At 54.1% G+C, this 26947-nt stretch carries 30 protein-coding genes and 1 other RNA gene; 7 read left to right on the top strand and 24 right to left on the bottom strand.

The window, feature by feature from the left end; translation table 11 throughout:
- Positions 1-10: 10 nt before the first annotated feature.
- The 9 genes from mraY to rsmI form a co-directional block, all read right to left on the bottom strand.
- Positions 11-1093: a phospho-N-acetylmuramoyl-pentapeptide-transferase gene (gene mraY / locus NCTC9997_RS01890; RefSeq protein ID WP_010862623.1), complete on the bottom strand. Its 1083-nt coding sequence runs from the start codon at positions 1091-1093 to the stop codon at positions 11-13.
- Positions 1087-2463 carry a UDP-N-acetylmuramoyl-tripeptide--D-alanyl-D-alanine ligase gene (gene murF, locus NCTC9997_RS01885; RefSeq protein ID WP_064977160.1) on the bottom strand — a complete coding sequence of 459 codons (1377 nt, stop codon included), beginning with the start codon at positions 2461-2463 and terminating at the stop codon, positions 1087-1089. Before murF ends, mraY begins: the two co-directional genes overlap by 7 nt.
- Positions 2460-3947: a UDP-N-acetylmuramoyl-L-alanyl-D-glutamate--2,6-diaminopimelate ligase gene (murE, locus tag NCTC9997_RS01880; protein WP_064977159.1), complete on the bottom strand. Its 1488-nt coding sequence runs from the start codon at positions 3945-3947 to the stop codon at positions 2460-2462. The genes murF and murE overlap by 4 nt, the downstream gene beginning before the upstream one ends.
- Positions 3934-5700, bottom strand: coding sequence for a peptidoglycan glycosyltransferase FtsI (gene ftsI / locus NCTC9997_RS01875; RefSeq protein WP_010862626.1), 1767 nt, complete (start codon positions 5698-5700; stop codon positions 3934-3936). The genes murE and ftsI overlap by 14 nt, the downstream gene beginning before the upstream one ends.
- Positions 5700-6014, bottom strand: coding sequence for a cell division protein FtsL (gene ftsL, locus NCTC9997_RS01870; RefSeq protein ID WP_010862627.1), 315 nt, complete (start codon positions 6012-6014; stop codon positions 5700-5702). The genes ftsI and ftsL overlap by 1 nt, the downstream gene beginning before the upstream one ends.
- Entirely contained in the window at positions 6014-6952 is a 939-nt protein-coding gene (gene rsmH / locus NCTC9997_RS01865; protein ID WP_064977158.1) for a 16S rRNA (cytosine(1402)-N(4))-methyltransferase RsmH, read from the bottom strand. The genes ftsL and rsmH overlap by 1 nt, the downstream gene beginning before the upstream one ends.
- Positions 6953-6954: 2 nt before the next feature.
- Complete coding sequence (gene mraZ / locus NCTC9997_RS01860) at positions 6955-7413, bottom strand: division/cell wall cluster transcriptional repressor MraZ (RefSeq protein ID WP_010862629.1); 459 nt, start codon at positions 7411-7413, stop codon at positions 6955-6957.
- 247 nt (positions 7414-7660) lie between these two features.
- Positions 7661-8037, bottom strand: an RNA gene (gene rnpB, locus NCTC9997_RS01855) — RNase P RNA component class A.
- 54 nt (positions 8038-8091) lie between these two features.
- Entirely contained in the window at positions 8092-8958 is an 867-nt protein-coding gene (gene rsmI, locus NCTC9997_RS01850; RefSeq protein WP_039046495.1) for a 16S rRNA (cytidine(1402)-2'-O)-methyltransferase, read from the bottom strand.
- A 64-nt stretch (positions 8959-9022) separates the two neighbouring features.
- Here rsmI and NCTC9997_RS01845 point away from each other — a divergent pair, with 64 nt between their 5' ends.
- From NCTC9997_RS01845 to dolP, 4 genes are read left to right on the top strand one after another with little or no spacing between them, the layout of a single operon-like run.
- On the top strand, positions 9023-10960 hold the full coding sequence (locus NCTC9997_RS01845) for a penicillin-binding protein activator (protein WP_082935447.1): 1938 nt from the start codon (positions 9023-9025) through the stop codon (positions 10958-10960).
- The gene (locus NCTC9997_RS01840; RefSeq protein WP_039046494.1) at positions 10957-11322 is read left to right on the top strand and encodes a YraN family protein; all 366 of its coding nucleotides are present in this window, start codon (positions 10957-10959) and stop codon (positions 11320-11322) included. Before NCTC9997_RS01845 ends, NCTC9997_RS01840 begins: the two co-directional genes overlap by 4 nt.
- Before the next feature lie 8 nt (positions 11323-11330).
- A complete protein-coding gene (diaA, locus tag NCTC9997_RS01835; RefSeq protein ID WP_010862634.1) occupies positions 11331-11921 on the top strand; it encodes a DnaA initiator-associating protein DiaA in 591 nt (196 codons plus the stop codon).
- 27 nt (positions 11922-11948) lie between these two features.
- Complete coding sequence (gene dolP, locus NCTC9997_RS01830; RefSeq protein WP_010862635.1) at positions 11949-12524, top strand: division/outer membrane stress-associated lipid-binding lipoprotein; 576 nt, start codon at positions 11949-11951, stop codon at positions 12522-12524.
- A 187-nt stretch (positions 12525-12711) separates the two neighbouring features.
- Here dolP and sspB read toward each other — a convergent pair whose 3' ends face one another.
- From sspB to zapE, 8 genes are all read right to left on the bottom strand, one after another.
- Positions 12712-13206 carry a ClpXP protease specificity-enhancing factor gene (gene sspB / locus NCTC9997_RS01825; protein ID WP_010862636.1) on the bottom strand — a complete coding sequence of 165 codons (495 nt, stop codon included), beginning with the start codon at positions 13204-13206 and terminating at the stop codon, positions 12712-12714.
- 3 nt (positions 13207-13209) lie between these two features.
- Positions 13210-13851 carry a stringent starvation protein SspA gene (gene sspA / locus NCTC9997_RS01820; RefSeq protein ID WP_010862637.1) on the bottom strand — a complete coding sequence of 214 codons (642 nt, stop codon included), beginning with the start codon at positions 13849-13851 and terminating at the stop codon, positions 13210-13212.
- A 98-nt stretch (positions 13852-13949) separates the two neighbouring features.
- Positions 13950-14690: a cytochrome c1 gene (locus NCTC9997_RS01815; protein ID WP_010862638.1), complete on the bottom strand. Its 741-nt coding sequence runs from the start codon at positions 14688-14690 to the stop codon at positions 13950-13952.
- Positions 14687-15901, bottom strand: coding sequence for a cytochrome b (locus NCTC9997_RS01810; protein ID WP_010862639.1), 1215 nt, complete (start codon positions 15899-15901; stop codon positions 14687-14689). The genes NCTC9997_RS01815 and NCTC9997_RS01810 overlap by 4 nt, the downstream gene beginning before the upstream one ends.
- The gene (gene petA / locus NCTC9997_RS01805; RefSeq protein ID WP_010862640.1) at positions 15902-16498 is read right to left on the bottom strand and encodes a ubiquinol-cytochrome c reductase iron-sulfur subunit; all 597 of its coding nucleotides are present in this window, start codon (positions 16496-16498) and stop codon (positions 15902-15904) included.
- 262 nt (positions 16499-16760) lie between these two features.
- Positions 16761-17153, bottom strand: a complete 393-nt coding sequence (rpsI, locus tag NCTC9997_RS01800) for a 30S ribosomal protein S9 (RefSeq protein WP_010862641.1) — start codon at positions 17151-17153, stop codon at positions 16761-16763.
- A gap of 15 nt (positions 17154-17168) precedes the next feature.
- Complete coding sequence (rplM, locus tag NCTC9997_RS01795; protein WP_010862642.1) at positions 17169-17597, bottom strand: 50S ribosomal protein L13; 429 nt, start codon at positions 17595-17597, stop codon at positions 17169-17171.
- A gap of 204 nt (positions 17598-17801) precedes the next feature.
- Positions 17802-18944, bottom strand: coding sequence for a cell division protein ZapE (gene zapE, locus NCTC9997_RS01790; RefSeq protein WP_064977156.1), 1143 nt, complete (start codon positions 18942-18944; stop codon positions 17802-17804).
- Positions 18945-19102: 158 nt separating this feature from the next.
- Here zapE and zapG point away from each other — a divergent pair, with 158 nt between their 5' ends.
- The 3 genes from zapG (at position 19103) to degS (ending at position 22079) form a co-directional block, all read left to right on the top strand.
- On the top strand, positions 19103-19495 hold the full coding sequence (gene zapG, locus NCTC9997_RS01785) for a Z-ring associated protein ZapG (protein ID WP_064977155.1): 393 nt from the start codon (positions 19103-19105) through the stop codon (positions 19493-19495).
- 79 nt (positions 19496-19574) lie between these two features.
- A complete protein-coding gene (locus tag NCTC9997_RS01780; protein WP_064977154.1) occupies positions 19575-20939 on the top strand; it encodes a Do family serine endopeptidase in 1365 nt (454 codons plus the stop codon).
- Between the two features lie 75 nt (positions 20940-21014).
- Positions 21015-22079: an outer membrane-stress sensor serine endopeptidase DegS gene (degS, locus tag NCTC9997_RS01775; protein ID WP_047708688.1), complete on the top strand. Its 1065-nt coding sequence runs from the start codon at positions 21015-21017 to the stop codon at positions 22077-22079.
- Between the two features lie 135 nt (positions 22080-22214).
- Here the strand turns inward: degS and murA are convergent, their stop codons facing one another.
- The 7 genes from murA to mlaF are packed head-to-tail and all read right to left on the bottom strand — an operon-like array spanning position 22215 to position 26849.
- Positions 22215-23477 carry a UDP-N-acetylglucosamine 1-carboxyvinyltransferase gene (gene murA, locus NCTC9997_RS01770; protein ID WP_010862647.1) on the bottom strand — a complete coding sequence of 421 codons (1263 nt, stop codon included), beginning with the start codon at positions 23475-23477 and terminating at the stop codon, positions 22215-22217.
- A gap of 19 nt (positions 23478-23496) precedes the next feature.
- Entirely contained in the window at positions 23497-23754 is a 258-nt protein-coding gene (gene ibaG / locus NCTC9997_RS01765; RefSeq protein WP_010862648.1) for a BolA family iron metabolism protein IbaG, read from the bottom strand.
- A gap of 9 nt (positions 23755-23763) precedes the next feature.
- Entirely contained in the window at positions 23764-24081 is a 318-nt protein-coding gene (locus NCTC9997_RS01760) for an STAS domain-containing protein (protein ID WP_010862649.1), read from the bottom strand.
- A 10-nt stretch (positions 24082-24091) separates the two neighbouring features.
- Entirely contained in the window at positions 24092-24715 is a 624-nt protein-coding gene (mlaC, locus tag NCTC9997_RS01755; RefSeq protein ID WP_010862650.1) for a phospholipid-binding protein MlaC, read from the bottom strand.
- 33 nt (positions 24716-24748) lie between these two features.
- Entirely contained in the window at positions 24749-25258 is a 510-nt protein-coding gene (mlaD, locus tag NCTC9997_RS01750) for an outer membrane lipid asymmetry maintenance protein MlaD (RefSeq protein ID WP_064977153.1), read from the bottom strand.
- Positions 25259-25263: 5 nt separating this feature from the next.
- On the bottom strand, positions 25264-26046 hold the full coding sequence (mlaE, locus tag NCTC9997_RS01745) for a lipid asymmetry maintenance ABC transporter permease subunit MlaE (protein WP_064977152.1): 783 nt from the start codon (positions 26044-26046) through the stop codon (positions 25264-25266).
- Positions 26046-26849 (bottom strand): phospholipid ABC transporter ATP-binding protein MlaF, encoded by an 804-nt coding sequence (mlaF, locus tag NCTC9997_RS01740; RefSeq protein ID WP_010862653.1) that lies wholly within the window; start codon positions 26847-26849, stop codon positions 26046-26048. The genes mlaE and mlaF overlap by 1 nt, the downstream gene beginning before the upstream one ends.
- Between the last annotated feature and the right edge of the window lie 98 nt (positions 26850-26947).

Below are 26947 nucleotides of genomic sequence, written 5' to 3'. Positions count from 1 at the left end.
CAGACAATCCTTAGCGAATTTTCAAGGTAGCCAGTCCAATCAGAACCAGCATCAGCGAGATGATCCAAAAGCGCACGATCACTCGCGGCTCCGGCCAGCCTTTCAGTTCATAGTGGTGATGAATTGGCGCCATGCGGAAAATCCGCTGGCCACGCAATTTGAACGAGCCCACTTGCAAAATAACTGACAAGGTTTCCATCACAAACACGCCGCCCATGATCAGCAGCAGGAACTCTTGGCGCAGCAACACAGCGATGATCCCGAGCGCCCCGCCCAGCGCCAACGAGCCAACATCGCCCATGAAAACTTGGGCTGGGTAGGTGTTGAACCACAAAAAGCCCAGTCCGGCGCCCACGATCGCGGTACATACCACCACCAGCTCACCACTGTGACGGATATACGGGATATGCAGGTATTCGGCAAAATTCACGTTACCGGTCGCCCAAGCCACCAGCGCTAAACCCGCCGCCACGAACACGGTCGGCATGATGGCCAGGCCATCCAAACCATCGGTCAAGTTAACGGCGTTACTGGTTCCCACCACCACAAAGTACGTCAGCAGGATGTACAGCAAGCCCAGTTGCGGCATGATGTCTTTGAAAAATGGCACCACTAGCTGAGTAGCAGCGGTATCTTTACCGGTCGCGTACAGTGCAAACGCCACAATCAACGCAATCACCGACTGCCAGAAGTATTTCCAGCGAGCAATCAGCCCTTTGGTGTTCTTACGTACTACCTTGCGGTAATCATCGACAAAGCCCACCGCGCCATAGCCCAGCAGGACAAACAGCACACACCACACATACGGGTTGCTCAGATTGGCCCACAGCAGCACCGAAATGCTGATGGAGGTCAGGATCATCAAACCGCCCATGGTCGGGGTACCGCGCTTACTAAAATGCGACTCCGGGCCGTCGTTACGCACCACTTGGCCAATCTGCAATTTTTGCAGCCACGCAATCAGGTGTGGCCCCATCCACAAGGCAATGGCCAAGGCGGTCAGCAAACTGACAATGGCGCGAAGGGTAAGATAAGAAAACACATGGAATCCGCTGTAATACTTCACCAGCAATTCCGCTAACCAAACTAACATGTAAACGTCTCCTGCAGCGCCCGCACGACATCTTCCATAGCTGCGCTGCGCGAACCTTTCACCAATAGGGTGATATTGGCATCTTGTTGTAATTGTTGAGCGACATACGGCAGCAATACCGCCAGCAACGCGGCTTTATCACTGAAATGCTGCCCTTGACTTGGTGCACTGATCGCTTGGCTCAGAACGCCGACGGTGAAGACCTGATCGATACCGGCATCACGCGCCGCGTCACCGACCGCCTGATGACATTCGGCGCTCTCATCACCGAGCTCGCCCATATCACCGGCAATCAAAATCCGCAGCCCTGCATGCTGCGCTAATACCGCAATCCCCGCCTTCATTGAACCGACATTGGCGTTGTAGGTATCATCCCAGACCAACAGCGATGGTGTTAGCGCCAATGGGTATAAACGCCCTTTCACCGGCTGAAGCGAGGCTAACCCCGCGGCCACGTCAGATAATGATGCGCCTACAGCAAGACTCAGCGCCGCAGCGGCTAACGCATTAGACACATTGTGCAGCCCCGGATAAGGCAGCGCGATCGCCTGCTCACCCTCAGGGGTGTGCAAGGTAAAGGTCGTCAGCCCACGCGCACAGCGAATGTCGCTGGCGGTGTAATCCGCCGGCTGGCGCATCGACCAGGTACGCACGGTTTTACCCTGCAACGCCGGTTGCCAGCTCTGATGCTCATCGATATCCAGATTGACGATTGCGGTTCCTGTCTCGCTCAAGCCTTGGTAAATCTCGCCTTTCGCCTGCCGCACGCCCGCCAGTGAGCCAAAGCCCTCCAGATGCGCCGCCATCACGTTATTCACCAGCGCAGCCTCGGGTTGCACCAGTGCCGTGGTGTAGGCAATTTCACCGATATGGTTAGCGCCCAATTCCATCACCGCATAATCATGCTCGCTGGTCAGGCGCAGCAGTGTCAGTGGCACACCGATATCGTTATTAAAGTTACCCGCGGTATACAGCACGTTACCGCGCTGCGCCAAAATCGCTGCCGTCATCTCTTTTACGGTGGTTTTGCCCGATGAACCGGTCATGGCAACCACGCGCGCTCGGCACTGAGTGCGTACCCAATGGCCTAGCTGACCTAACGCCAAGCGGGTATCAGCCACCACAATTTGTGCGACCGCCAGCGGTAACTCGCGTTCAACCAGCAATGCCGCCGCGCCCTGCTCTTGCGCTTGCGCGGCAAAATCATGGGCATCAAAGCGCTCACCGCGCAGGGCGATAAACAGCGCACCGGCCGTCACTTTACGCGTATCGGTAGTCACCTCACCGATAGCGCGCTGCGCCTCTGGTGCGCTGGCCAGCAGCTTACCGCCGACAACCTGCGCCAATTGTTCTAACGACAGGGCAATCATGCCACCACTCCTAGCAGACGGGCTGCGGTTTCACGATCGGAGTAGTCCAGCTTGCGCTGACCGACAATTTGGTAATCCTCATGACCTTTACCGGCCAGCAGTACGACGTCATTCGGCGCGGCATTCATCACCGCGGCGGTGACCGCCTCGGCGCGACCAGCAATCACCTGCGCCACGCCCGGGGCCACCAGACCGGCCAAAATATCGGCCACGATCGCCTGCGGATCTTCAGTGCGCGGATTGTCATCGGTGATCACCACGCGATCGGCCAACTGCTCGGCCAGCGCGCCCATCAATGGACGCTTACCGCGGTCTCGATCGCCACCACAGCCAAACACACACCACAGCTGACCATGGCAGTGCAGGCGCGCCGCTTCCAGCGCTTTTTCCAACGCATCTGGAGTGTGGGCGTAGTCCACCAATACGGTTGGACGGCCCGGCGCGCTGAACACTTCCATCCGACCACAGACCGGTTGCAGGTGCGCGGCGCTACGCAGCAAATCTGCCAGCGGATAGTCCAACGCCAGTAACGTGGCTAATGCCAGCGTCAGGTTACTCACGTTAAACGCGCCCATCAGTGGGCTGTCAATTTGTCCATCGCCCCAGCTTGAGCGAAACGCAATACGCGCGCCTTGTGGGTGATATGCCACCTCGGTGACACACAGGAAACGGCCATCCCACGCCAGCGGCAATGTCGGCTGCATGCTGACCGCCACCGCGTGCGGCAGACGCGTTAACCACTCACGGCCAATGGCATCATCGGCGTTGATAATGGCCTGCCCAAACTGGTGAGTGGAGAACAAACGCCACTTGGCTTCGGCATAGTTCTCCATGGTGCCGTGGTAATCGAGGTGATCGCGGCTAAGATTGGTAAACACGGCTGCGGCAAATTGCAGCGCCGCTACTCGGTCTTGCACCAAGCCGTGGGAAGAGACTTCCATCGCCGCTACCGTGGCACCCTGCGCGCGGATATCCGACAGCACATGCTGCACATCCACCGCAGAGCCAGTGGTGTTCTCGGTGGGGATCACCTTACCCAGCAGGCCATTGCCCACTGTGCCCATCACTGCCGCAGTTTCACCCAGCAATTGCGCCCACTGTGCTACCAGTTGCGTGGTGGTGGTTTTGCCATTGGTGCCGGTAATGCCGATTAATTTTAATTGTTCGCTCGGCTGATGATAAAAGCGGCCGGCCAATGCCGACAGCTTGCGGTTAAGCTGGCTTAAGTACACCACCGGTACGCCGTGCACTTCACGGATACAACCGTCTGACGCTTCCCCTTCGGCTTCCGCAATCACGGCCGCGACACCCTGCGCGACGGCCTGCGCGATATAACGGCGGCCATCGGTCTTGTGTCCCAGAACCGCAATAAACAGATCGCCGGCCGCGGCCGTACGACTGTCTAGCGTCATCTCCCGTAACGCTCGCGCCGGAGCATCTTTTACCCAAGGCGCTAACAACGAGCGCAAATCATGTGTTGACACGGGCGTTCCCACTCCTATTAAGCACAACTTCATCTTCTGACGGCAAGGCATCAGGTTGGATGTTCAGAATGCGCAGTGCCCCGCCCATAATGGCGGAAAATACCGGGGCAGACACCGCACCACCGTAATACTGACCGGCCTGTGGTTCGTTGATGACCACCACCAGCGCTAACCGCGGATTACTGGCCGGAGCCACCCCTGCGGTATAGGCAATATACTTATCGACATACTTGCCGTTCGGACCAATTTTTTTCGCCGTACCGGTTTTCACCGCGATGCGATAACCATCCACCGCCGCACGACGACCACCACCGCCCGGCAAGGCCACCGCCTCCATCATGTGCACCACTTTACGGGTCAGCTCTTCTGAGAACACCCGTGTGCCTTCTACCGGCGGGTCCACTTTGGTGATCGACAACGGGCGATACACACCGAAACTACCGAGGGTGGCATAGGCGCGTGCCAGTTGCAGTGGCGTTACCATCAGACCATAACCAAACGAGAAGGTTGCGCGCTCGATGTCAGCCCAGCGGTTTTTCTGTAACATCATGCCGCTACTTTCCCCGACCAAACCCAGGTTAGTTGGCTGGCCAAAACCGAACTTGCTGTACGTTTCTGGCAGCGCGGTTTCTGGCATCGCTAACGCCAAGTGGGATACCCCTACGTTACTGGATTTTTGCAGCACGCCGGTCAACGTCAGCTCTGGATAGACCACGGTATCGCGCACCCGGTGGCCGTTCACGTAAAACGGCATGGTGTTGAGCACCGCATTTTCTTTTACCACTTTGCGATCCAGCGCGGTCAGCACCACCAACGGTTTCACGGTTGAACCCGGCTCAAAAGTATCGGTGATCGCGCGGTTACGGTAATGAGCGCTGTCAATCTGGGCACGGTTATTCGGGTTATATGACGGCAAGTTGGCCATCGCTAACACTTCACCGGTCTGTACATCCAGCAGCACAATGGAGCCGGACTCAGCCTTGTTGAAGGTCACCGCATTTTTCAGCTCACGGTAGGCCATCGCCTGCAAGCGCTCATCAATACTGAGCGACAAATCATGCGCGGCGCGGCTTTCCACCGCCGAGATATTCTCGACCACACGACCAAAGCGGTCTTTACGCACCACCCGCTTACCCGGCTCACCGGTCAGCCAGGTATCAAAGCTCTTCTCTACCCCTTCAATGCCTTTACCATCGATATTGGTAAAGCCAATGATGTGCGCACTCACCTCACCGCTCGGATAAAAACGGCGTGATTCCTGCTTAAGGTAAATTCCGGGGATTTTCAGTTCGCGAATGTAGGTCGCTAAAGAAGGGCTAATCTGGCGCGCCAGATAGATAAAACGGGAGTTCGGGTTGCTTTTTACCCGTGAAGTTAACTTATCCAGTGGAATACCAACCGCATCGGCCAGCGCATTCCAGCGTTCGTGTCTTTCCAGTGACGCGGTATCAGCAATCTCTTTCGGATCGGCCCACACCGCATCCACCGGCACACTCACCGCCAGCGGACGCCCAGCCCGATCCGTGATCATTCCGCGCGGCGTACTGACGGACTGCACCCGCAAAGAGCGCATATCCCCTTCGCGGATCAAGCGATCAGGATTGACCACTTGGATCCATGCCGCACGCAGCAACAGGCCAACCAGCGCCATTGCCATCACCCCACCCACCAGCACATAGCGCCAGCGAATAAAACTGGAATCGTTCTTCTCTTCCGGGCGTTTATTTTTCGACGTTCGGATCGGTTTCGCCATTATTGTTTAACCATTTTTTCCTGTGCCGGAGAAACCCGCTGCATCTGCAGTTTTTCGGTGGCAATCCGTTCTACTCGGCTGTGATCGCCGAGCGCATTTTCTTCCAGAATCAGGTTACGCCATTCAATATCCAGAGCATCCCGCTCTAACATCAGGTGCTCACGCTCCACAATCAGCAAGCGGGTGCGGTGAGTACTCAACACCACCGCCAACGCAGAGAGCAGCACCAGGATCAGCAACAACAGCGGGATCTTGCCAAACCGCAGCAAGTCCTCCGCAATAATTGAAGTCAGTGAGTGACGTTCGGTGCTCATCAGTCAGCCATCCGTTCCGCCACACGCAATACCGAGCTGCGCGAGCGTGCATTTTGCTCGATCTCTTCCTCTGACGGCTTAATCGCTTTACCAATGGTCAGCATTTTCTTCCCACCGGCCAGCTGCGCTTCGGTCAATGGCAGGCCATCAGGAATTTCTGGGCCTTTACTCTGACGACGGATAAAGCGCTTCACAATCCGGTCTTCCAGCGAATGGAAGCTAATCACGGATAAGCGGCCACCCGGCGCTAAAATGGTCAACGAGGCATCCAGTGCACGCTCAATCTCTTCTAATTCGCTATTGATATAGATACGAATCGCTTGGAAGGTACGGGTCGCCGGATGCTTGTGCTTCTCTTTCACTGGGCTAGCAGCCGCAACCAGCTCAGCCAGCTCACGGGTGCGGGTCATCGGCTCGCTCTGGTTACGCTCAACAATCGCGCGCGCAATGCGCTTAGCAAAACGCTCTTCACCGAAAGTTTTCAGCACCCACGCAATGTCTTCGGCTTCGGCTTTTTGCAGCCACTCGGCGGCAGAAAAACCACTGCTCGGATCCATACGCATATCCAGTGGGCCATCACGCATGAAGCTAAAACCACGCTCGGCATCATCCAATTGCGGTGACGAGACGCCCAGATCCAGCAAGAAGCCGTCAATTTTGCCGGTCAAACCCAGCTCTTCAACATACTGCTGCACATTCGAGAACGGGCCATGCACGATTTGAAAGCGCGGATCGTCGATGGTAGCCGCTTCAGCAATCGCCTGCGGATCACGGTCAATCGCAATCAGACGCCCTTGTGGGCCAAGTTGGGACAGGATCAGGCGAGAGTGTCCGCCACGACCGAAAGTACCATCGATATAGATACCATCTGGGCGAATAGCAAGACCGCCCACGGCCTCATGCAGCAGGACGGTAATATGGGAAGTTTGTTCTGACATAATTATAAAAATAGATCCTGTAATCGGGCAGACAGCACTGAAGGGCCGGTCTGCTCCGCCTGAATATCAAGTTGGATTTGCTGCTGCCATGCATCTGCATCCCAAATCTCAAATTTATTAAGCTGGCCGACCAGCATCAGCTCTTTGTGCAACTGGGCATAACTGCGCAAGGTGGCTGGCAATAAAATTCGTCCTGCGCTATCCATCTCACACTCGGCGGCATGCCCCAGCAACAAACGCTGAATACGCCGCTCTTCTGGCACCATGCTGGATAAACCAGCCAGTTTTTGCTCAATAAATTCCCACTGTGGTAATGGATAAAGCAGCAGACAGGGCTGATGGATGTCGATGGTGCAGATTAACTGTCCCAGACATTCATTCAGTAAGTGATCCCGGTAGCGGGTTGGTATCGCCAAGCGTCCTTTGCTGTCGAGGCTTAAGGACAGGGCACCACGAAACATGGTCGTTTTGTATCCCCTGCAACCCAAAATTCACCACAAAAACCCATAAATTCCCACAAATGCAAGTTTACGGAGGGGGGAAAAAGCTTGTCAAGCGTGATGCAGCACAGATTAGCCGCCATTTTTCGGGGAAATCAGAAAATTCATATGCTTATCCGTGCAACTGAATCCGAGATAAATATAAGAAGCGGCGTACTCAGTCCAAAAAGGAAAAAAGCCACGTCAAAGACGTGGCTTTTTCTCGAAATGAGGGAGTCGGCCGGTAAGCCGGGTTCTGTCGTGGACAGTCATTCCTCTAGGCCAGCACTCGCGCACTGGCTCAAGCAACCTACCCGGGTTCAATGCGGGCCGCACCAATGAACCCCTATTTGGTCTTGCTCCGGGTGGAGTTTACCGTGCCACGAACTGTTACCAGTCGCGCGGTGCGCTCTTACCGCACCCTTTCACCCTTACCTGATCCTGTGAAACACAGGCCATCGGCGGTTTGCTCTCTGTTGCACTAGTCGTCGGCTTGCGCCGCCCAGGCGTTACCTGGCACCCTGCCCTATGGAGCCCGGACTTTCCTCCCCCCCGTGTGTCTCCCCGAGGGGACGACCACGAAGCGGCGACTGTCTGGCCAACTCCGCGGCGGATTATAACGAGAAAGCGATCACAGCGCCAGTGTAAAGCGCACTGAAATCACTCACTCAAGTAATCCAGCCCGTAACGGTACAGAGCATTTTTCTTCACCCCGTGGATCTCAGCGGTTAACGCCGCCGCTTTTTTCAGCGGTAACTCTTGCGCCAACAAGGTCAAGGTCTTGATCACCGCTGCTGACAACGCATCCTCTTCGGCCGGTTTCGCGCCTTCCACAATTAGCACCATCTCACCACGGCGACGCACTTCATCCTCTTGCACCCAAGCTAGCAATTCACCAACCGGTGCACCATGGATGGTTTCCCAGGTTTTAGTTAGCTCCCGCGCCAGCACCACATAACGCTCGGCGCCCAGCACGGTGACCATATCTTGCAGACTATCGAGCAGACGGTGGGTCGATTCGTAGAAAATCAACGTGCGCGGCTCTTCCACAACGGCACGCAGCGTATCCTGACGCCCTTTGGTCTTCGCCGGCAAAAAGCCTTCAAAGCAAAAACGATCGGAGGCAATTCCCGAGGCGCTCAATGCCGCAATTGCCGCGCACGGCCCCGGCAGCGGCACCACTTTCACCCCCGCTTCACGGCAACGACGCACCAGATGGAAACCGGGATCACTGATCAGCGGCGTACCGGCATCGGAAATCAGTGCAATACTGTGGCCTTGGCACAGTTTTTCCACCAGCACTTCCGCTTTTTGTTGCTCATTATGATCATGCAGCGCAAAAAAGCGCGCTTGTATGCCAAAATGTTGTAACAATAATCCACTATGACGGGTATCTTCAGCGGCAATAAGATCGACCTGCTGTAATACATTCAGTGCCCGTTGAGTAATGTCTTCTAAGTTACCAATTGGCGTGGGAACTATGTACAGAGTTGCCGGAGTGATGAAAGATTGTTCGGTAGCTTTCATTGTATAGACTTCATTGCCGATTTAAGATTAACCGTCTCTAGGAAGAAACGTGACTGGAATGCCCATGCTTCCCTCTTTATGCTCCGGCGTCAATGCAAGACGCGTAATTTTACCGCTTTTCATGGCCTTTGCTCTGGCAGCCTGTCAAGCGCCACAACAATCAGGCTCTGGCAATGTGCCGGGTATCGAGCAATTGGCTTCGTCGGCCTATTATCTGCAGCAAGCTGCCACCAGCAGCGCGAAAGATAAAGCTACGTGGCAGTTGTTGGCGGTACAGGCACTGCTCAAAGAGAAGAACCTGCCACAAGCCGAACAAACCTTAACTGCGGTACAAGAGCCGCTAAGCGATGTACAGCGCCATGAAATGCTGCTGTTACGTGCTGAGCTAGACGTGGCCAAAAACAACATGCCCGCCGCCAGCAAATACTTGGCGGAGCTGAATGTGGCCATGCTGACGCCACTGCAAAAGATGCGCTATTACCAGACGCGTATCGCCGTGGATGACGCCAAAGGAAATATCATTGAATCCGTGCGTGATCATATCGCACTTTCCGAGTACCTCACCAGCCCAGAGCAAAAGCAGGCCAATCTAGACCAAACTTGGCAAGTGCTAAGTCAAGCACCGGCCAGCGAACTGGCACAAGCGGTGATCAGCCCGCAAGAAACCATTTTGCTCGGTTGGCTCGACTTGGCGCGGGTGTATCAGGAAAACCGCTATAATCTGCCACAACTGAAAGCCGGTATTGCCGATTGGAAAGCGCGCTTCCCGAAACATCCGGCCGCGTTGACTTTACCGACTCAGCTTAACCAATACCTGACGCTACCGGCTTCCACCATGGATGCTATCGGTCTGTTGCTGCCAGTCAGTGGCCAAAACCAAGCACTGGGCGATGCCATTCGCCAAGGCTTCATGGCTGGGATGCTGGATGACAGCAGTCGTAACCCGAATACCCGCGTACAAGTGTACGACACCGCCAGCAAACCGCTGCCGGCCATCATTCAGCAAGCCCAGCAAGAAGGGGTGCGTACCTTGGTCGGTCCGCTGTTGAAAAACCGGGTCGATGAACTGCTGAAAATGCAATTACCGGCCGATATGTCGGTGCTGGCACTAAACCAACCGGAAAACCCACCGGCCAATAACAGCATCTGCTACTACGCCCTGTCGCCAGAAGATGAAGCCGCCGATGCAGCGCAGCATATCTGGGATCAAGGCCAACGCACCCCGCTAGTACTGGTACCGGGTAATCCGTTTGGCCAGCGCGTCGCCAATGCGTTTCGTCGTCAGTGGCAACAGCTGAGCGGCAGTGAGCCGACCGTGCAATATTTTGGTGATACCGTCGCACTGCGCCAGAGCATCAACCAAAGCCTGCGTAGCCAAGGCAAAGCTGACATCCTGCGCCAAGTGCTGGGGGTATCCTTAAGCGCTGATGCCAACCGCGGCGCCATCGATGCTATCTATCTGGTCACTACCCCTGATGAGCTGTCACTGCTCAAGCCGTTTATCGATGCCTCACTGCTGAGCGGTCAGCAACGTCCTGCGCTGTACACCAGCTCACGCAGCAATCAGGCCGGTAATGGCCCAGATTTTCGTCTGGAGATGGATGGCGTGCAATTCAGCGATATCCCGATGCTGACCATTCCAAACTCACCGGCCGCGCAGCGCGTCAGCCAGATCTGGAGCAATCCGGACTACTCGCTGTCCCGCCTGTACGCCATGGGGATGGATGCTTGGACTCTGGCCAGCCACTTCAATGAGCTACGTCAGGTCAGTGGCTATCAGGTTGCCGGTCAGACCGGTCTGCTCAGTGCCAGTGAAAACTGCACCGTGCACCGTCAGCTGAACTGGCTGCGCTATCAGAACGGAGGACTGCTGCCAGTATCGATGAGTGTCGATCCTAACGCCGCCGCCAACGCACCAACCGGTGAACTGCCGGTGAATGCGCCGCTCGATAGCTCCACGCCTCCTGCGGCCACCACCGTGGCCGATCCTCTTGCTCAGTGAGCCTCTCCCGCCGGGCTTTAGGCGCGCAGTTTGAACAACGTGCGCGCCTGTATCTCGAACAGCAGGGGCTGCAATTCATCGCCGCCAACGTCACGCTGCGCGGCGGTGAATTGGATCTGATCATGCTTGATGGGTATGATTGGGTTTTCGTCGAAGTCCGCTACCGTCGCCATGCTCATTTAGGCTCTGCCGTCGACAGCGTCACGCCAACCAAACAACGTCGCTTGTATCACAGCGCGTCAGTTTGGTTGCATCAACGCGGACAAAGTATCGATACCGCCAATTGCCGCTTTGATATTGTGGCATTTGATGGGCCGGATGCCCGTATTAGCTGGTATCAGAACATCTTACACTACCATTAACAGACACTATGTTAGAACAAATCAAAGCCTGCTTTACCGAAAGCATTCAAACCCAAATAGCCGCGGCTGAAGCTCTGCCAGATGCCATTGCCCGCGCCGCTCTGGTGATGGCGCAGTGCCTGTTAAACGGCAATAAAATTCTTTGCTGCGGCAATGGTGCCTCGGCGGCCAATGCTCAGCACTTTACCGCATGTCTGGTGAATCGCTATGAAACCGAGCGTCCAAGCTTGCCGGCGATCGCCCTGACGGCGGACAGCATCATGCTGACCGCTATCGGCAATGATGACTTGCAAACCGAGATCTACTCCAAGCAAGTACGCGCGTTAGGTCAAAATGGCGATATTCTGCTGGCCATCTCCACCAAGGGAAACAGCAAAGATATCGTCAAAGCGGTGGAAGCTGCGGTCACCCGTGATATGACCATCATTGCCCTGACCGGCTATGACGGCGGTATTCTGGCCGGTTTATTGGGTGAGCAGGATGTGGAGATCCGCATTCCGTCCCACCGCCAGTCTCGCATTCAGGAGATGCATATGCTGACCCTGAACTGCCTGTGCGATCTGATTGACCGGACCTTGTTCCCACATCAGGACGATTAATTTCAGCCCATTTCAAGGAGAGCCTCCATGCGCATCACCGCTAAACTGGCCATTGTATTGCTGGCCTTTGCCTTGCAAGGTTGTGTCGGCGCCGTTATCGTCGGCGGCGCGGCAGTGGCCGGCAAAGTGGCCACCGATCCACGCAGTGTCGGCGGCCAGATTGACGATGAAACACTGGAGCTGCGCGTCGGCGATGCCCTGAGCAAAGATGCCCAGTTGAAAAAAGAAGCCCGCGTACTGCCCACGGCCTATGAAGGCCGCGTACTGTTAGTCGGCGAAACGCCAACCGCGGAGCTGGCCAAACACGCCGGCCAGATTGCGGCCGGTGTTCAAGGGGTAACGGCAGTGTATAACGAGATCCGTGTTGGTAAGCCGATCAGCTTCGGCACCATCTCTAACGATACGTGGATCACCACCAAAGTGCGCTCACAACTGCTCGGCAGTGACAAGGTCAAAGCCAGCAATGTGAAGGTCACCACCGAAAACGGGGAAGTGTTCTTGATTGGTAAACTGACCCGCGCAGAAGCCGACGCGGCCACCAATATTGCCCGTAACGTCAGTGGCGTGAAGCGGGTAGTAAAAGTGTTCGACTATGTGAATTAAGGTGAATTAAGTACAAGTGAATTAAGCGCAAATTCATTAAGTACGAACCAATTAAGTTAACGTAAGCGCCGACCTAAAAAAAATGCAGCCCATTAGGCTGCATTTTTTATTGTCCGGATTTCTTGTTGCATGCGCAGATAACAGCGCACAACCGGCACCGGACGGTTTCGGTTTATCACGCAGTGGGTTATTTCACTACGCGTAGAGTCGGACGACCACGCGGACGTGGCGGCTCATCATCTGGCCCGTTATCATCACCGGCCAGCTCTTCGACCAGCACCAGATTCGGCTCGGCATTGGCCGACGCTTCTTCTTCTGCCGCCGCCGCAAACTCGTCTTCATCCGGAAGATCATAGGCAACTTCCGGCTCAAACAGTGTGCCAGCGCCATTTTCACGCGCATACAGCGCCAGCACAGCCGCCATCGGCACATCGACTTGTTGCGGAATACCGCCAAAACGGGCATTGAAGCGAATAGCGTCGTTGCCCAGTTCCAGATTTCCTACCGCCCGCGGAGCAATGTTCAGTACGATCTGCCCATCACGGACAAAGTCCATCGGCACCTGTACTCCCGGCAACATGGCGTCCACCACCAGATGCGGGGTTAAATTATTGTCCAGCAACCAGTCATAATACGCCCGAACCAGATACGGTCGGCGAGGTTTCATCTGGGTTAACTCCATCTGTTACACCTTACCGTGCAAACGCATCTCACGCTCAGACTCGGTCAGGGCGGCCAAAAACGCATCACGTTCGAAAACGCGAGTCATGTAGCCTTTAATTTCTTTTGAACCCGGACCAATCAGGTCGATACCCAGTACCGGCAAACGCCACAACAGCGGAGCCAGATAGCAATCCACCAGACTGAACTCTTCGCTCATGAAGTATGGGAATTCATTGAATACCGGCGCAATTGCCAGCAGCTCTTCACGCAGTTGCTTACGCGCTGCGTCGGCTTCTACCGGAGTTCCCTGCTCAATCTTGTCCAGCAGACTGTACCAATCTTGTTCGATACGGTACATCATCTGACGGCTCTGGCCACGCGCTACCGGGTAAACCGGCATCAGTGGAGGATGCGGGAAGCGCTCGTCCAGGTATTCCATGATGATGCGTGCGTTATACAGCACCAATTCACGATCAACCAGTGTCGGTACGGAGTTGTACGGATTCAGATCCAGCAAGTCTTCCGGCAGATGCTCGGCATCAACCTGCTCAATTTCCACGCTCACGCCTTTCTCGGCCAGAACAATGCGAACTTGATGACTGAAAATATCGGTTGCACCAGAAAATAGCGTCATCACCGAGCGTTTGTTAGCTGCGATAGCCATTCAACCCTCCACTTAACTCAAATACACAAACGGCAAAAGGGGGCTCAAGCCCCCATGCCGATCGGATAAACCGAAAAACAGGCACCAGTTTCGCATAATTAGTGTACGTCGCGCCAGTATTCCTTTTTCAGCAAGTAGGCGAGGATAAAAAATACCACCAAAAATGCAAACACCCAGTAGCCAATTTGCTTACGCTGTTGCTTCATGGGTTCGCCGGAATATTCCAAGAAATTGGTAATATCCCGCACCGCTTGATCATACTCTTCGGCGTTCATTTCGCCTTGGCGCACGATCTTAGTACCAATCACCACCGCGTGCGGTTGACCGCCCACTTCATGCATCTCGACCACCGCTTCCGGCGTACCTTGCAGCTCTTCCAGTACATGCGGCATCCCCACGTTCGGGAATAGGGTGTTGTTCACCCCAAATGGCCGAGCCGGGTCGGCATAGAACGAATGCAAATAGGTATAAATCCAATCGGGGCTACGTAAACGCGCTTCCAAGGTCAAATCTGGTGGCGGCGCACCAAACCAACCGGCAGCATTTTTCTCCGGCATGGCATTGGTCATCAGATCGCCAATTTTGGCCTGATTATCAAAGATTAGGTTTTGCTTCATCAGCTCCGGCGGGATCCCCAAGTCAGTCGCGACCCGTTCATAACGCTGATATTTGGTGGAGTGACACCCCGCGCAATAATTCATAAACAGGCGCGCGCCATTTTGTAGCGAGGCTTTATCAGTTAAATCATTGTTGGCCCGCATTAACGCCACACCGGTCTCCGCCGCCGAGAGCGGAGCCGCGCAGAATAAGGCCAGACACATCACAATCCATGTTTTCATTTGAAAGTCACCCGTTCTGGCAGCGGTTTAGTCCGTTCATTTTTGCTGTAGAAGAACAGCAAGACAAAGAACATGAAATAACACAGGGTAAAAATCTGCGATAACAGGGTATACAGCGGTGTCGCCGGTAACGTACCGAGAATGCCAAGGGCGATAAAGCTAATCACAAACATCCCGATATTCAGGGTATGGAAACGGCTACGGTAACGGAATGAGCGCACCTTGCCGCGATCGATCCACGGCAGCAAGAACAGCACCGCAATCGAGAGCCCCATCATCACGACCCCTAATAATTTATCGGGGATCGCCCGCAAGATGGCGTAGAACGGGGTGAAGTACCACACCGGCGCAATGTGCGGAGGCGTTTTCAGGCCGTTAGCAGCTTCGAAGTTAGGCGGCTCAAGGAAATAACCACCCATCTCTGGGTTGAAGAAAATCACGTAGCAAAAGAAGAACAAGAAGCCAGCAACACCCATAATGTCTTTGACGGTGTAGTACGGATGGAAAGGAATGGCGTCTTTTGGCCAGCCGTTTTCATCTTTGTTTTTCTTGATCTCAATACCATCAGGGTTGTTCGACCCCACCTCATGCAGCGCCACGATGTGCAGGAACACCAACAGCACCAACACCAAAGGCAGCGCTATCACGTGCAGCGCAAAAAAGCGGTTCAAGGTCACGCCCGAGATCACGTAATCACCGCGGATCCACAACGTTAGCGCATCGCCGATCCCCGGGATCGCACCGAACAGCGAAATGATCACCTGCGCGCCCCAGAACGACATCTGGCCCCACGGCAACAGATAGCCCATGAAGGCTTCCGCCATCAGCACCAAAAACAGTAGCATACCAAAGATCCACAGCAGCTCACGTGGCTTTTGGTAGGAGCCATAAATCAGGCCGCGGAACATGTGTAGATAGACCACGATAAAGAAAAATGAGGCCCCGGTAGAGTGCATGTAACGCAGCAGCCAGCCATATTCCACATCACGCATGATGTATTCAATGGAGGCAAACGCCCCTTCCGCCGACGGGTTGTAGTTCATGGTCAGCCAGATCCCAGTGATAATCTGATTGACCAATACCAACATCGCCAGTGAGCCGAAGAAGTACCAGAAGTTGAAGTTTTTCGGCGCCGGATACTCACCCACATGCTTGTTATAAGTGGCGGTGAGCGGGATCCGCGCGTTGATCCAGTCGAGCAACTTATTCATTTACGCAGCCACTCCATTGTCATCTACGCCAATGAGGATGGTGTTGTCATCCACAAACTTATACGGCGGGATCATCAGATTCAGTGGCGCAGGAACGCCCTGAAAGACCCGTCCGGCCATATCAAATTTCGAGCCGTGGCACGGGCACAAAAAGCCGGACTGCACCCCTTCCACCTGTACGCCAAATCCCTCCGGCACATAACTCGGTGAGCAGCCTAAGTGCGTACAGATCCCCACCGCGACAAAAATATCCGGTTTTACCGAGCGGTACGCATTTTGTGCATAGTCAGGTTGCTGAGGTTCGGCGGACGCCGGATCGCGCAGTTTGCCATCATGGCTGGCCAGCTCTTGCAGTACTGCCTGCGGGCGGCGAACCAGCCATACCGGCTTACCGCGCCATTCCACCCGAATCAGCTGACCTTCTTCCAGTTTACTGATATCGACCTGTACCGGTGCACCAGCCGCTTTAGCCTTGGCACTGGGATTCCAGGATTTGATGAAGGGGACTGCCGCAAAAACCGCACCGACACCACCGACAACGCCCGTGGCCACGGTAAGAAAACGCCGGCGACTGCTGTTTACAGGCGCATTGTTCATCCCTCTATCTCCCATCGCTCCCGCTTGGTTATTGTTATCTATCCCTGCGGTATCATTGCTGCCTGATGAAGAAACGCTGCCGGCCTGATTTTAACAATCGACTAGCATGTGTTTCTCATAATTGCAAAAGTCAGGCAGATAATAAGAAAAACAACACTTTTTGACAAGTTATTAAAACCTTTTTGCAACATTTATGGATACAAAAAAGCCCGACCGAAGTCGAGCTTTTTGAGGATAATCGTAACTGCCGAAGCAGTATAGATTAACGCTTGGAGAACTGTGGACGACGACGTGCTTTGCGCAGACCCACTTTCTTACGTTCAACGCGACGAGCGTCACGTGTAACGAAGCCAGCTGCACGCAGAGCAGGACGAAGAGTCTCGTCGTATTGCATCAGAGCACGGGTGATACCGTGACGGATGGCGCCCGCTTGACCAGAAATACCACCACCAACTACGGTGATGTACAGGTCCAGCTTCTCGCTCATCTCAACCAGTTCCAGCGGCTGACGAACTACCATGCGGGCAGTTGGACGGCCGAAGTACTGATCCAGACTACGCTGGTTGATTACGATTTTACCGCTACCCGGCTTGATAAAGACGCGTGCGGAAGAGCTTTTGCGACGGCCAGTGCCGTAGTATTGATTCTCTGCCATTGCCTTGATCCCGTATTAGATGTCCAGAACTTGTGGTTGCTGTGCTGCGTGGTTGTGCTCAGCGCCAGCGTACACTTTCAGCTTACGGAACATGGCACGGCCCAGAGGACCTTTTGGCAGCATGCCCTTAACAGCGATTTCGATCACGCGCTCTGGATGCTTGGCGATCATTTCTTCGAAGGTAGCGGACTTCATGCCACCTACATAACCGCTGTGACGGTAATAGATCTTATCAGAACGCTTGTTACCAGTTACGGCAACTTTGTCAGCGTTCAGAACGATGATGTAATCACCAGTATCAACGTGCGGAGTGTATTCCGCCTTGTGCTTGCCGCGCAGACGACGAGCCAGCTCGGTCGCCAGACGACCCAGAGTCTTGCCGTTTGCGTCTACTACATACCAGTCGCGCTTAACGGTTTCTGGTTTAGCTACAAAAGTTTTCATGAAATAGCTTACCCAATAAAAAAGTTACACCCGGTGAATCAACGTCGGGAATGATGAAGATTCACGCTCACATGCTGCACAACAACCCCTTCGAGTTGCGTTTGCTAGCACCGTATTGGCGGGGACTACCAATGTAACGTGGGGTCGGAGGATTATAGTGAAGAGCGCCGATAAAATCGACTATTTTTTACATCACTTTGCCAGTTAAACCCCATGAGGCTGCGCAAGATAATCTAAGCTCTGCATCTCCTGCAAGCGGGAATAGCATCGTTGGTACTCAAAAGTTAATAAATTTCCCTGATAGAGCTGATTTTGCGCTGTTTCTGCCGAAATAATTAATTTTACGCGATGTGCATAAAATTCATCGACCAACGCTAAAAATCGGCGCGCGGTATCTTCTTGCTCGCTATTCATCGTACGCACATTGACCAATAGCACGGTATGAAACTGGTGCGCTAGCTCAATATAATCAGCCGGACTGCGCGCTTTTTGACACAGTTCGGCAAATTCCACCATCACCACGCCAGCCTGCGCCGCCAACACCGACAGTGGACGATGATGAATGTGCAGCACATGCAGTGAGTGCTCACCAACTGGCGCGCTTTCTCCAGTCAACTGCGTAAAGCACTGTTGCATCTGCGCGCTGGCGGTATGGCTAAGTGGCCAGTGATAAATGGAGGCTTGCTGTAAGGTACGCAGGCGATAATCCAACCCCGCATCCACATTCAAAACTTCGCAATGCTGTTTAATTTGCGCGATGGCCGGTAAAAAGCGTGCACGCTGCAGACCGTTACGGTACAGATCATCCGGCGCGACATTCGAAGTGGTAACCAGTACTACCCCTTCGGCAAACAGATAGGTAAACAGACGCCCCAGCAGCATGGCATCGGTGATGTCGGTCACCATGCACTCATCAAAGCAAATAACGTCATAGCGCGCCGCTAAGCTTTGGGCAATTTTGTGCAGTGGGTCTTCTTGGCCTTTTTTTAATGTCAGCTCATGGTGTAAATCATACATGAAGCGATGGAAATGCTGACGCAGCTTACGTTCACCGGGAAGCGCTTGATAGAACACTTCCATCAGCCACGTCTTACCTCGCCCGACACCGCCCCATAAATAGACCCCTCGCAGCCGATTGACGGCCGGTGCAGAGTGCTGGCCGCGCCCCGGTAACCAGCGCCGCAGCCACGAAATCCGCTCGGGGTGTACCGGATGATGCTGACGCTGTTGTAACTGCATGAAAAGCCGATCCAGTGCCGCTATGGCCTGCAATTGCGCACTGTCAGCCTGATAATGATGGCGAGTAAGCGCCTGCTGAAACAGGGCGCTGGGCTTAGTCACATCCATATGTCTGACCACTTCCTGATTTATTTTGGTTATAGTCCTTAGCGTGCTATCCGTCACACTAAAAGATGTCACTTATAGTACCACGCTGCAGGTAAGAGCAGGTATAGTGACACCATTACCACCCTGCTGATTAAGCTCGGTTTTCACTAGGAGTAATTATGACTTGGATGAGTGCGCTGATTTTTATCCTCGGCCTGGCTGCCGGTTTTGTACTGGCCCGTCTGACCCAAACGGATCTGCGTAAGCAAAAGAAAATGCAATCCGAATTGGAAAAAAATAAGTATGAATTGGAGCAGTACCGTCAGGAGCTGACCGATCACTTTGCCCATAGCGCCGAGCTGCTGGACAACATGGCTAACGATTACCGCAAGCTGTACCAGCACATGGCCAAGACCTCCAATCAATTGCTGCCTGAGCAGCCAAAGCAAGATAACCCATTTCGCTATCGTCTGACCGAAGCCGATAACGATCAGGCGCCTATCAGCATGCCGCGGGATTACTCCGATGAGCACTCCGGTTTGCTAAGCGGAAAAAAAAACGTAGGTCACTAATTGAACTAAATTGGAAGCAGACAGTCATACTAGCGATTGTATGTATTTTTCCCTGTTTTCGTTTTAATTGAGTGTGTGTATGAAAAAACCCGTGCTGTTACTGAGTGCTTTAACATTAAGTTTAGGCTTATCCATGAGTCCGGCGCCGGCCTTGGCCGCTCTACCGGCTACCGTAGATGGACAAGCAGTACCCAGTCTGGCGCCGATGCTGGAAAAAGTACTGCCGGCCGTGGTCGGTATTTCAGTGGAAGGGACTCAAGTACAACGCCAACGTCTGCCAGAAGAATTCAAATTCTTCTTCGGACCGGATTTTCCGACCGAGCAATCCAGCCAGAAACCGTTTCGTGGTTTGGGCTCTGGGGTGATTATTGATGCCGCCAAAGGCTATATCATCACCAACAACCATGTCATTAATGGTGCGGATAAAATCAGCGTACAACTGAAAGATGGCCGTGAGCTGAAGGCCAAGCTGATTGGTGCAGACAAGCAGTCTGACATTGCGCTGCTGCAAGTGGAAAATCCAAAAAATCTGACTGCGATTAAGATTGCTAATTCTGACAATCTGCGCGTCGGTGACTTTGCCGTGGCCGTCGGTAACCCGTTTGGTTTAGGGCAGACAGTAACCTCAGGGATTATTTCTGCGCTTGGCCGAACTGGCCTGAATCTGGAGAACTTTGAAAACTTCATCCAGACCGATGCGGCCATCAACCAAGGTAACTCCGGTGGCGCGCTGCTGAACCTGAACGGTGAGTTGATCGGGATTAACACCGCGATCTTAGCGCCAAGCGGCGGTAACGTTGGTATTGGCTTTGCCATTCCAAGCACCATGGCCAAAAACTTGGTTGATCAGATCATCCAGTTCGGCGGCGTTCGTCGTGGCATGCTCGGGATCAAAGGCGGTGAGTTAAACCCAGATCTGGCGCAAGCATTTGACGTTAACGCGCAAAAAGGTGCATTTGTCAGCGAAGTGGTACCGAACTCAGCTGCGGCCAAAGCTGGTATCAAAGCCGGTGACGTAATTGTGGCGATGGATGGTCAACCGATCACTAGCTTTGCCGAAATGCGCGCTAAGATCGCCACTATGGGTGCGGGCAAGACCGTGAAACTGGGACTGATGCGTGACGGTAAGAACATTGATACCAATGTGACACTGGCGCAAAACGATCAGGAGCAGACCAACGCGTCTAACCTGTATCCGGGTCTGGAAGGCGCTGATTTGCTGAATTACAGCAAAGGCGATGCGCACGGCGTGCAGATCACCAAAGTGGCCAAAGGATCACCAGCGGCGCGGATCGGCTTGCAAGATGGCGATATCATCATCGGTATTAACCGTCAGCAAGTGAAGAACTTAGGCGAGCTGCGTAAGATCCTGGACAGCAAACCGCCAGTGATTGCCATGAATATTCAGCGTGGCGATGCCTCTTTGTATATTCTGCTGCGTTAATCTCCTCCCGTGTCAGGATACCCGCGTGGTATCCTGACACTTATCCTCATCTCACACGACATCATCACGGCCCCTATGGTTGCAAAGCTGCTAAAAGCAATAGTTCTGGGTGTGCTCGCTGCCCTGCTGATCCTCTGGCTCTATCCTGAGCTGCGTAAAAGTGCCATTCCCTTGCCCTCACCGCATCTTTCGATGGGTGCTGAGCCCATGAGTTTTAACTCGGCGGTACGCGCAGCCGCGCCAGCAGTGGTCAATGTGTATAACCGCAGTATGGGGCAAAATACCCAAGATCAAACCCTCGGGATCCGCAACTTAGGCTCCGGGGTTATCATGGATCCGCGTGGTTATATCCTGACTAACCAACATGTGATCAGTAGCGCCGATCAAATCATTGTCGCCTTACAAGATGGCCGCGTGTATGAAGCCATGTTAGTGGGCTCCGATACCATGACCGATCTGGCGGTGCTGAAAATCGATGCCACTAACTTGCCGCAAATTCCACTGAATGCTGAGCGTCCGGCACGCATTGGCGATGTGGTGCTGGCGATAGGCAACCCCTACAACCTCGGCCAAACCATCACCCAAGGCATTATCAGTGCCACCGGTCGGATTGGTTTGAGCACCTTTGGCCGCCAAAACTTTTTGCAGACCGATGCCTCGATTAACCGCGGTAACTCCGGCGGCGCGTTGGTCAACAGCCTTGGTGAGCTGGTCGGCATTAACACCTTGAGCCTCGATAAGAGCAACTCCGGTGAGGCCGCCGAAGGGATTGGTTTTGCCATTCCGGTCGCGCTGGCCACCAAAATCATGCATAAGCTGATCCGCGATGGTCGGGTGATCCGCGGCTATATCGGCGTGCAAGGGCGTGAAATTGTACCTTCGACCACCCAGAGCTTTAGCATGGAGCGCATTCAGGGCATCATGATTGCTGGGCTGGATGAAAATGGCCCCGGCGCCAAAGCCGGCCTGCATGTGCGCGATATCGTCACGGCCATTGATGGCAAACCGGCCGTCAGTGCTGTTGGCGTGATGGATCAGGTTGCGGAGATCCGCCCCGGCTCAGAAGTACCGGTGAGCATTATCCGTGACGGTAAAGAGATGACCTTACCGGTCACCATCACCGAATACCCGATTCATTAAGCGCACGCTAGCCCTCACGACCATCTAACGTGAACGCCATAAAACGACAGCATAAAAAAAGCCACCGCATGCGGTGGCTTTTTTATTGGTTTTGAGTGGCTCGGCATTAACACCACCGACGCCATGACGCCGTCATTACGCGTCGACTTTCACGCGCTCAATATTGGCGCCTAAACCACGCAATTTATCTTCGATGCGCTCATAGCCGCGGTCGATGTGATAAATCCGATCCACCTCGGTCACCCCAGAGGCGATACAACCGGCCAGCACTAAACTGGCTGACGCGCGCAGATCGGTCGCCATCACTTGCGCCGGGCTCAATGTCTCAACGCCTTGGCTAATCACGGTGTTACCTTCAATCTCGGCATGCGCGCCCATTCGCATCAGCTCAGGAACGTGCATAAAGCGGTTTTCGAAGATAGTTTCGGTGATAACGCCAGTGCCTTCGGCGACCATGTTCAACAAGGTAAACTGTGCCTGCATATCGGTCGGGAAACCAGGGTGCGGCGCGGTGCGGATATTCACCGCTTTCAGGCGACGGCCTTCGGTATCAATGCTGATCCAGTCAGCCCCGGTTTCAATCTTAGCGCCAGCTTCACGCAGCTTAGCCAGCACAGCATCCAGCGTATCAGGCTTAGCATGACGGCAGATCACTTTACCGCCAGAAATAGCCGCGGCAATCAAGAAGGTACCGGTTTCAATGCGATCAGGCACCACGCGGTGTACACCGCCACCCAGACGCTCAACCCCTTCGATAGTGATGCGGTCAGTACCAGCTCCGGTGATTTTCGCGCCCAAGGTATTGAGGAAATCGGCGGTATCGACAATTTCCGGCTCACGCGCGGCGTTTTCAATCACTGTGGTACCGGTGGCCAGGGTTGCGGCGCTCATGATGGTCACGGTGGCACCGACGCTGACTTTGTCCATCACGATATGGGCACCGGTCAGACGACCATTTACCGACGCTTTCACATAGCCTTCTTCCAGACGGATCTCCGCGCCCAGCTGTTGCAAGCCCGCGATGTGCAGATCCACCGGACGCGCACCAATCGCACAGCCGCCCGGTAAAGAAACCTGACCACGACCGAAACGCGCAACCAATGGGCCTAATGCCCAAATAGAAGCTCGCATGGTTTTCACCAGATCGTACGGTGCACAAAACTCGTTTACTTGGCTCGCATCAACATGCACCGAACCATTACGCTCGACTTTCGCCCCCAGCTGACGCAGCAGCTTCATGGTGGTGTCAATGTCACGCAGGTGAGGCACGTTTTGGATCTCTACCGGCTCTTCGGCCAGCAGGGCCGCGAACAGGATTGGCAGCGCCGCATTCTTGGCACCAGAGATGTTAACCTCGCCGCTCAGGCGGGTCGGCCCTTTTACTCGAAATTTATCCATTCAGACAGCTCTCAGTCAGCTAGCTCGGCAGCAAGAATTTGCGCTCACGCTGCCATTCATCAGGGGTTAATGCCTTAATCGACAGCGCATGAATGCGGTTATCCGCAATGTAGTCCATTAAGGGGCCATAGACGGTTTGTTGTTTTTTGACCCGGCTCATATCGGCAAACTGGGCACTGACCGCGATCACTTGGAAATGACTGCCATCGCCGGTGACATAGGCGTCATCCAGCGCCAAAGCGGACATCAATACTTGTTTAATCTCGTTGGTATCCATAGCAAGCTCTCAGTTAGTGCCGGATGGCATGTACGGTGCCATTATCTCAGTCAGGTTGGACAAGCTGATCAGCGTTTGCATCGCCAGCGGAACCTGTACCAAACGGCACTGGCTACCACGGCGCTCTGCGTCCACCAGCAGGGTCATTAAAAAAGCAAGGCCGGCAGAGTCTATCCGACTCAACCGGCTCAGGTCGAGTACCGACTCACCCGCCGGTAACAGTTTTTCGCGTTGTGGCCAGAGGGAAAGCAGGGTTTCCCGATCTAGCTCACCTTCCAACGCGAAATGCGGCGCAGCCTCGCTGCGCCAGAGAAGACGTTCTGCCATCTTACCGCCTTTATTTCAGGGTAATCGGCGTCGCGGCCGCCTGATCCAGTTGCTTGGTCAGGGCTTCAATACCACCGGTGCGCAAAATGCCCGCCCACTCACCTTGTTTGGTGGTGATCATGCTGACGCCTTCGGCAATCATGTCATAGGCTTGCCATTCACCGGTCTTGGTGTTTTTACGCCATTTGAAATCCAAACGGGTTGCCGGTTTGCCCGGCTCCAACACATCCACCCGAATCGAGATGATGTTGCTGTCACCCAATGGCTTAGCGGGTTCAATTTGTACTTTCTGGTTGCTGTACAAAGTCAGTACTTGCGCATAAGACTGCACTAAATAACGCTCGAAAGCCGCAAAGTAAGCGGTACGCTGCGCTTCGCTGGCTTCTTTAAAATAACGCCCCAGCACTAATGAACCGGCATAACGTACATGCACATGCGGCATCAGATCTTTGCGCACGATATCTTTGAGCAGATTCGGGTTTTGCTTAATCTGTGGCTGTGCACTTTTCAAATTGGCAAACAATTCATCTGCCACCTGATTCATCAGCGTATAAGGATTAGTGGCATCCGCAGCCTGTGCTTGAACCCAAGGCGCGACGATCAACATCGCCAGCATTACAAATCGTTTCCACATCAGAGTTCTCCTCTTAGATTGCCCTTTGCTGCATTATTCGCTGTGCGCGCCGGAAGTATTACCGGAGCCGGAGCTGTTGCTGCCGCTGTTATACAAGAACTGACCAATCAGGTCTTCTAATACCATGGCTGACTTGGTGTCTTCGATACGATCGCCATCTTTAAGCATCGCGGTATCGGTATCCACAAAGCCTGGGATCAGCGACAGATACTGTTCGCCCAATAAACCGGCGGTGCGAATAGAGAGCGAGCTGGTTTCCGGAATTTCGTTATAACGGCTCAAGATCGCTAATTCGACTTTCGGCAGATAGGTTTTGGTATCCAACGTAATATTGGTAACCCGTCCAACCACCACACCGCCAATTTTGACCGGTGAGCGCACTTTAAGGCTGCCGATATTATCGAATGTCGCGGTCAGACGATAGGTCGGCTCATTGCCCAGCGATTTAATATCGGCCACTTTTAAGGCTAAAAATACCAGCGCGGCCAAACCGATAAGCATGAAAATGCCTACCCCGATTTCTTGTCGTTTATTCTGCTTCATGTGGATCAATTCCCAAACATCAGTGCAGTAAGCACAAAATCTAACGCCAATACGGCTAACGAAGCATGTACCACAGTACGGGTGGTCGCCTGACTGATACCTTCCGAAGTCGGCACCGCATCATAACCATTGAAGAGCGCAATCCAAGTCACCGTAATGGCAAACACCACGCTCTTTAGCAGGCCGTTGAGTAAATCGTACGACCAGCTAACCGATGACTGCATCACCGACCAGAAGCTGCCATGATCGATGCCTTTCCAATCGACACCCACCACGCCGCCGCCCCAAATACCAACGGCGACAAAAATCATCGACAAAATTGGCATGCTGATCACCCCGGCCCAAAAACGCGGCGCAATCACTCGGCGCAGCGGATCGACCGCCATCATCTCCAAGCTAGAAAGCTGCTCGGTGGCTTTCATCAAGCCGATTTCCGCCGTTAGCGCCGAGCCCGCGCGGCCAGCAAACAGCAAGGCCGTAACCACCGGCCCAAGCTCACGGAACAACGATAACGCCACCATCTGACCAAGGCTGGTTTCAGCGCCGAAATCCACCAAAATGATGTAGCCCTGCAGCGCCAGCACCATCCCAATAAAAAGGCCAGACACGATAATAATCAGCAGCGATTGCACGCCCACGCTATACAGCTGACGCAGCAACAGCGGGAATTGCTTAGCCGGTTGCGGGCGCCCCACTAGCGCGCCAAATAGCATCAGACCGGCACGGCCAAACGCCCCACATACATGCATGCCACGCCGTCCGAGCGCAGCCAAAGAATCTAACACCATTAACCGAATAACTCCGTACGATAATCCTGTGCCGGGAAGCGGAACGGCACGGGGCCGTCGGCTTTACCATCCAGGAACTGACGCACCCGCGGATCGGTATGCGCGCGCAGCGTATCTGGGGATCCCTGCGCTATCACATGCTGCTCTGCCACGATGTAAGCATAGTCAGAAATGCTGAGCACCTCCGGCACATCATGCGACACCACGATACAAGTCAGGCCCAGTGACTGATTGAGCTGACGAATTAACGTCACCAGCACGCCCATGTTGATCGGGTCTTGGCCAGCAAACGGCTCATCAAACATAATCAGCTGTGGGTCGAGCGCGATCGCCCGCGCCAACGCCGCACGCCGCGCCATCCCACCGGACAGCTCCGATGGCATCAACTGCGCCGCGCCGCGCAGCCCAACCGACTCCAGCTTCATCAGCACCACTTGACGCAGCAACTCCTCTGGCAAGCGGGTATGCTCGCGTAGCGCAAAGGCCACGTTTTCAAACACGTTCAGATCGGTGAATAACGCCCCAGACTGAAACAGCATGCTCATCTTTTTCCGCACGTCATATAAACGGCGACGCGACAATGCAGGGATATTCTCCCCATCAAACCAGATCTCGCCCGCAGAGGGCTGCAGCTGGCCGGCAATCAAGCGCAGCAGCGTGGTTTTACCGATCCCGGACGGGCCCATGATCGCCGTCACTTTGCCTTGCGGCACGACGAGGTTAATATCCTCAAAGATCGGACGTTCTCCCCGGTAGAAGCTCATATGACGAACTTCGACTAAGTTCGTTTCCGCCTGAGTCATAACATTCTCTATAGGTTGAAAGCGATAATAAAGTAGCCGGGCATAATAGGCATTAACCATACATATCTCAATAACCGAGCTTGGTTTGCCGTTTTACT

Origin of the sequence: Plesiomonas shigelloides, from assembly GCF_900087055.1 — a bacterium.
In the GTDB taxonomy this organism is placed as follows: Bacteria; Pseudomonadota; Gammaproteobacteria; order Enterobacterales; family CAMTGL01; genus Plesiomonas; species Plesiomonas shigelloides.
The sequence above is the reverse complement of the archived record's forward strand: the minus strand, read 5'-3'. Positions and strand labels throughout refer to the sequence as shown.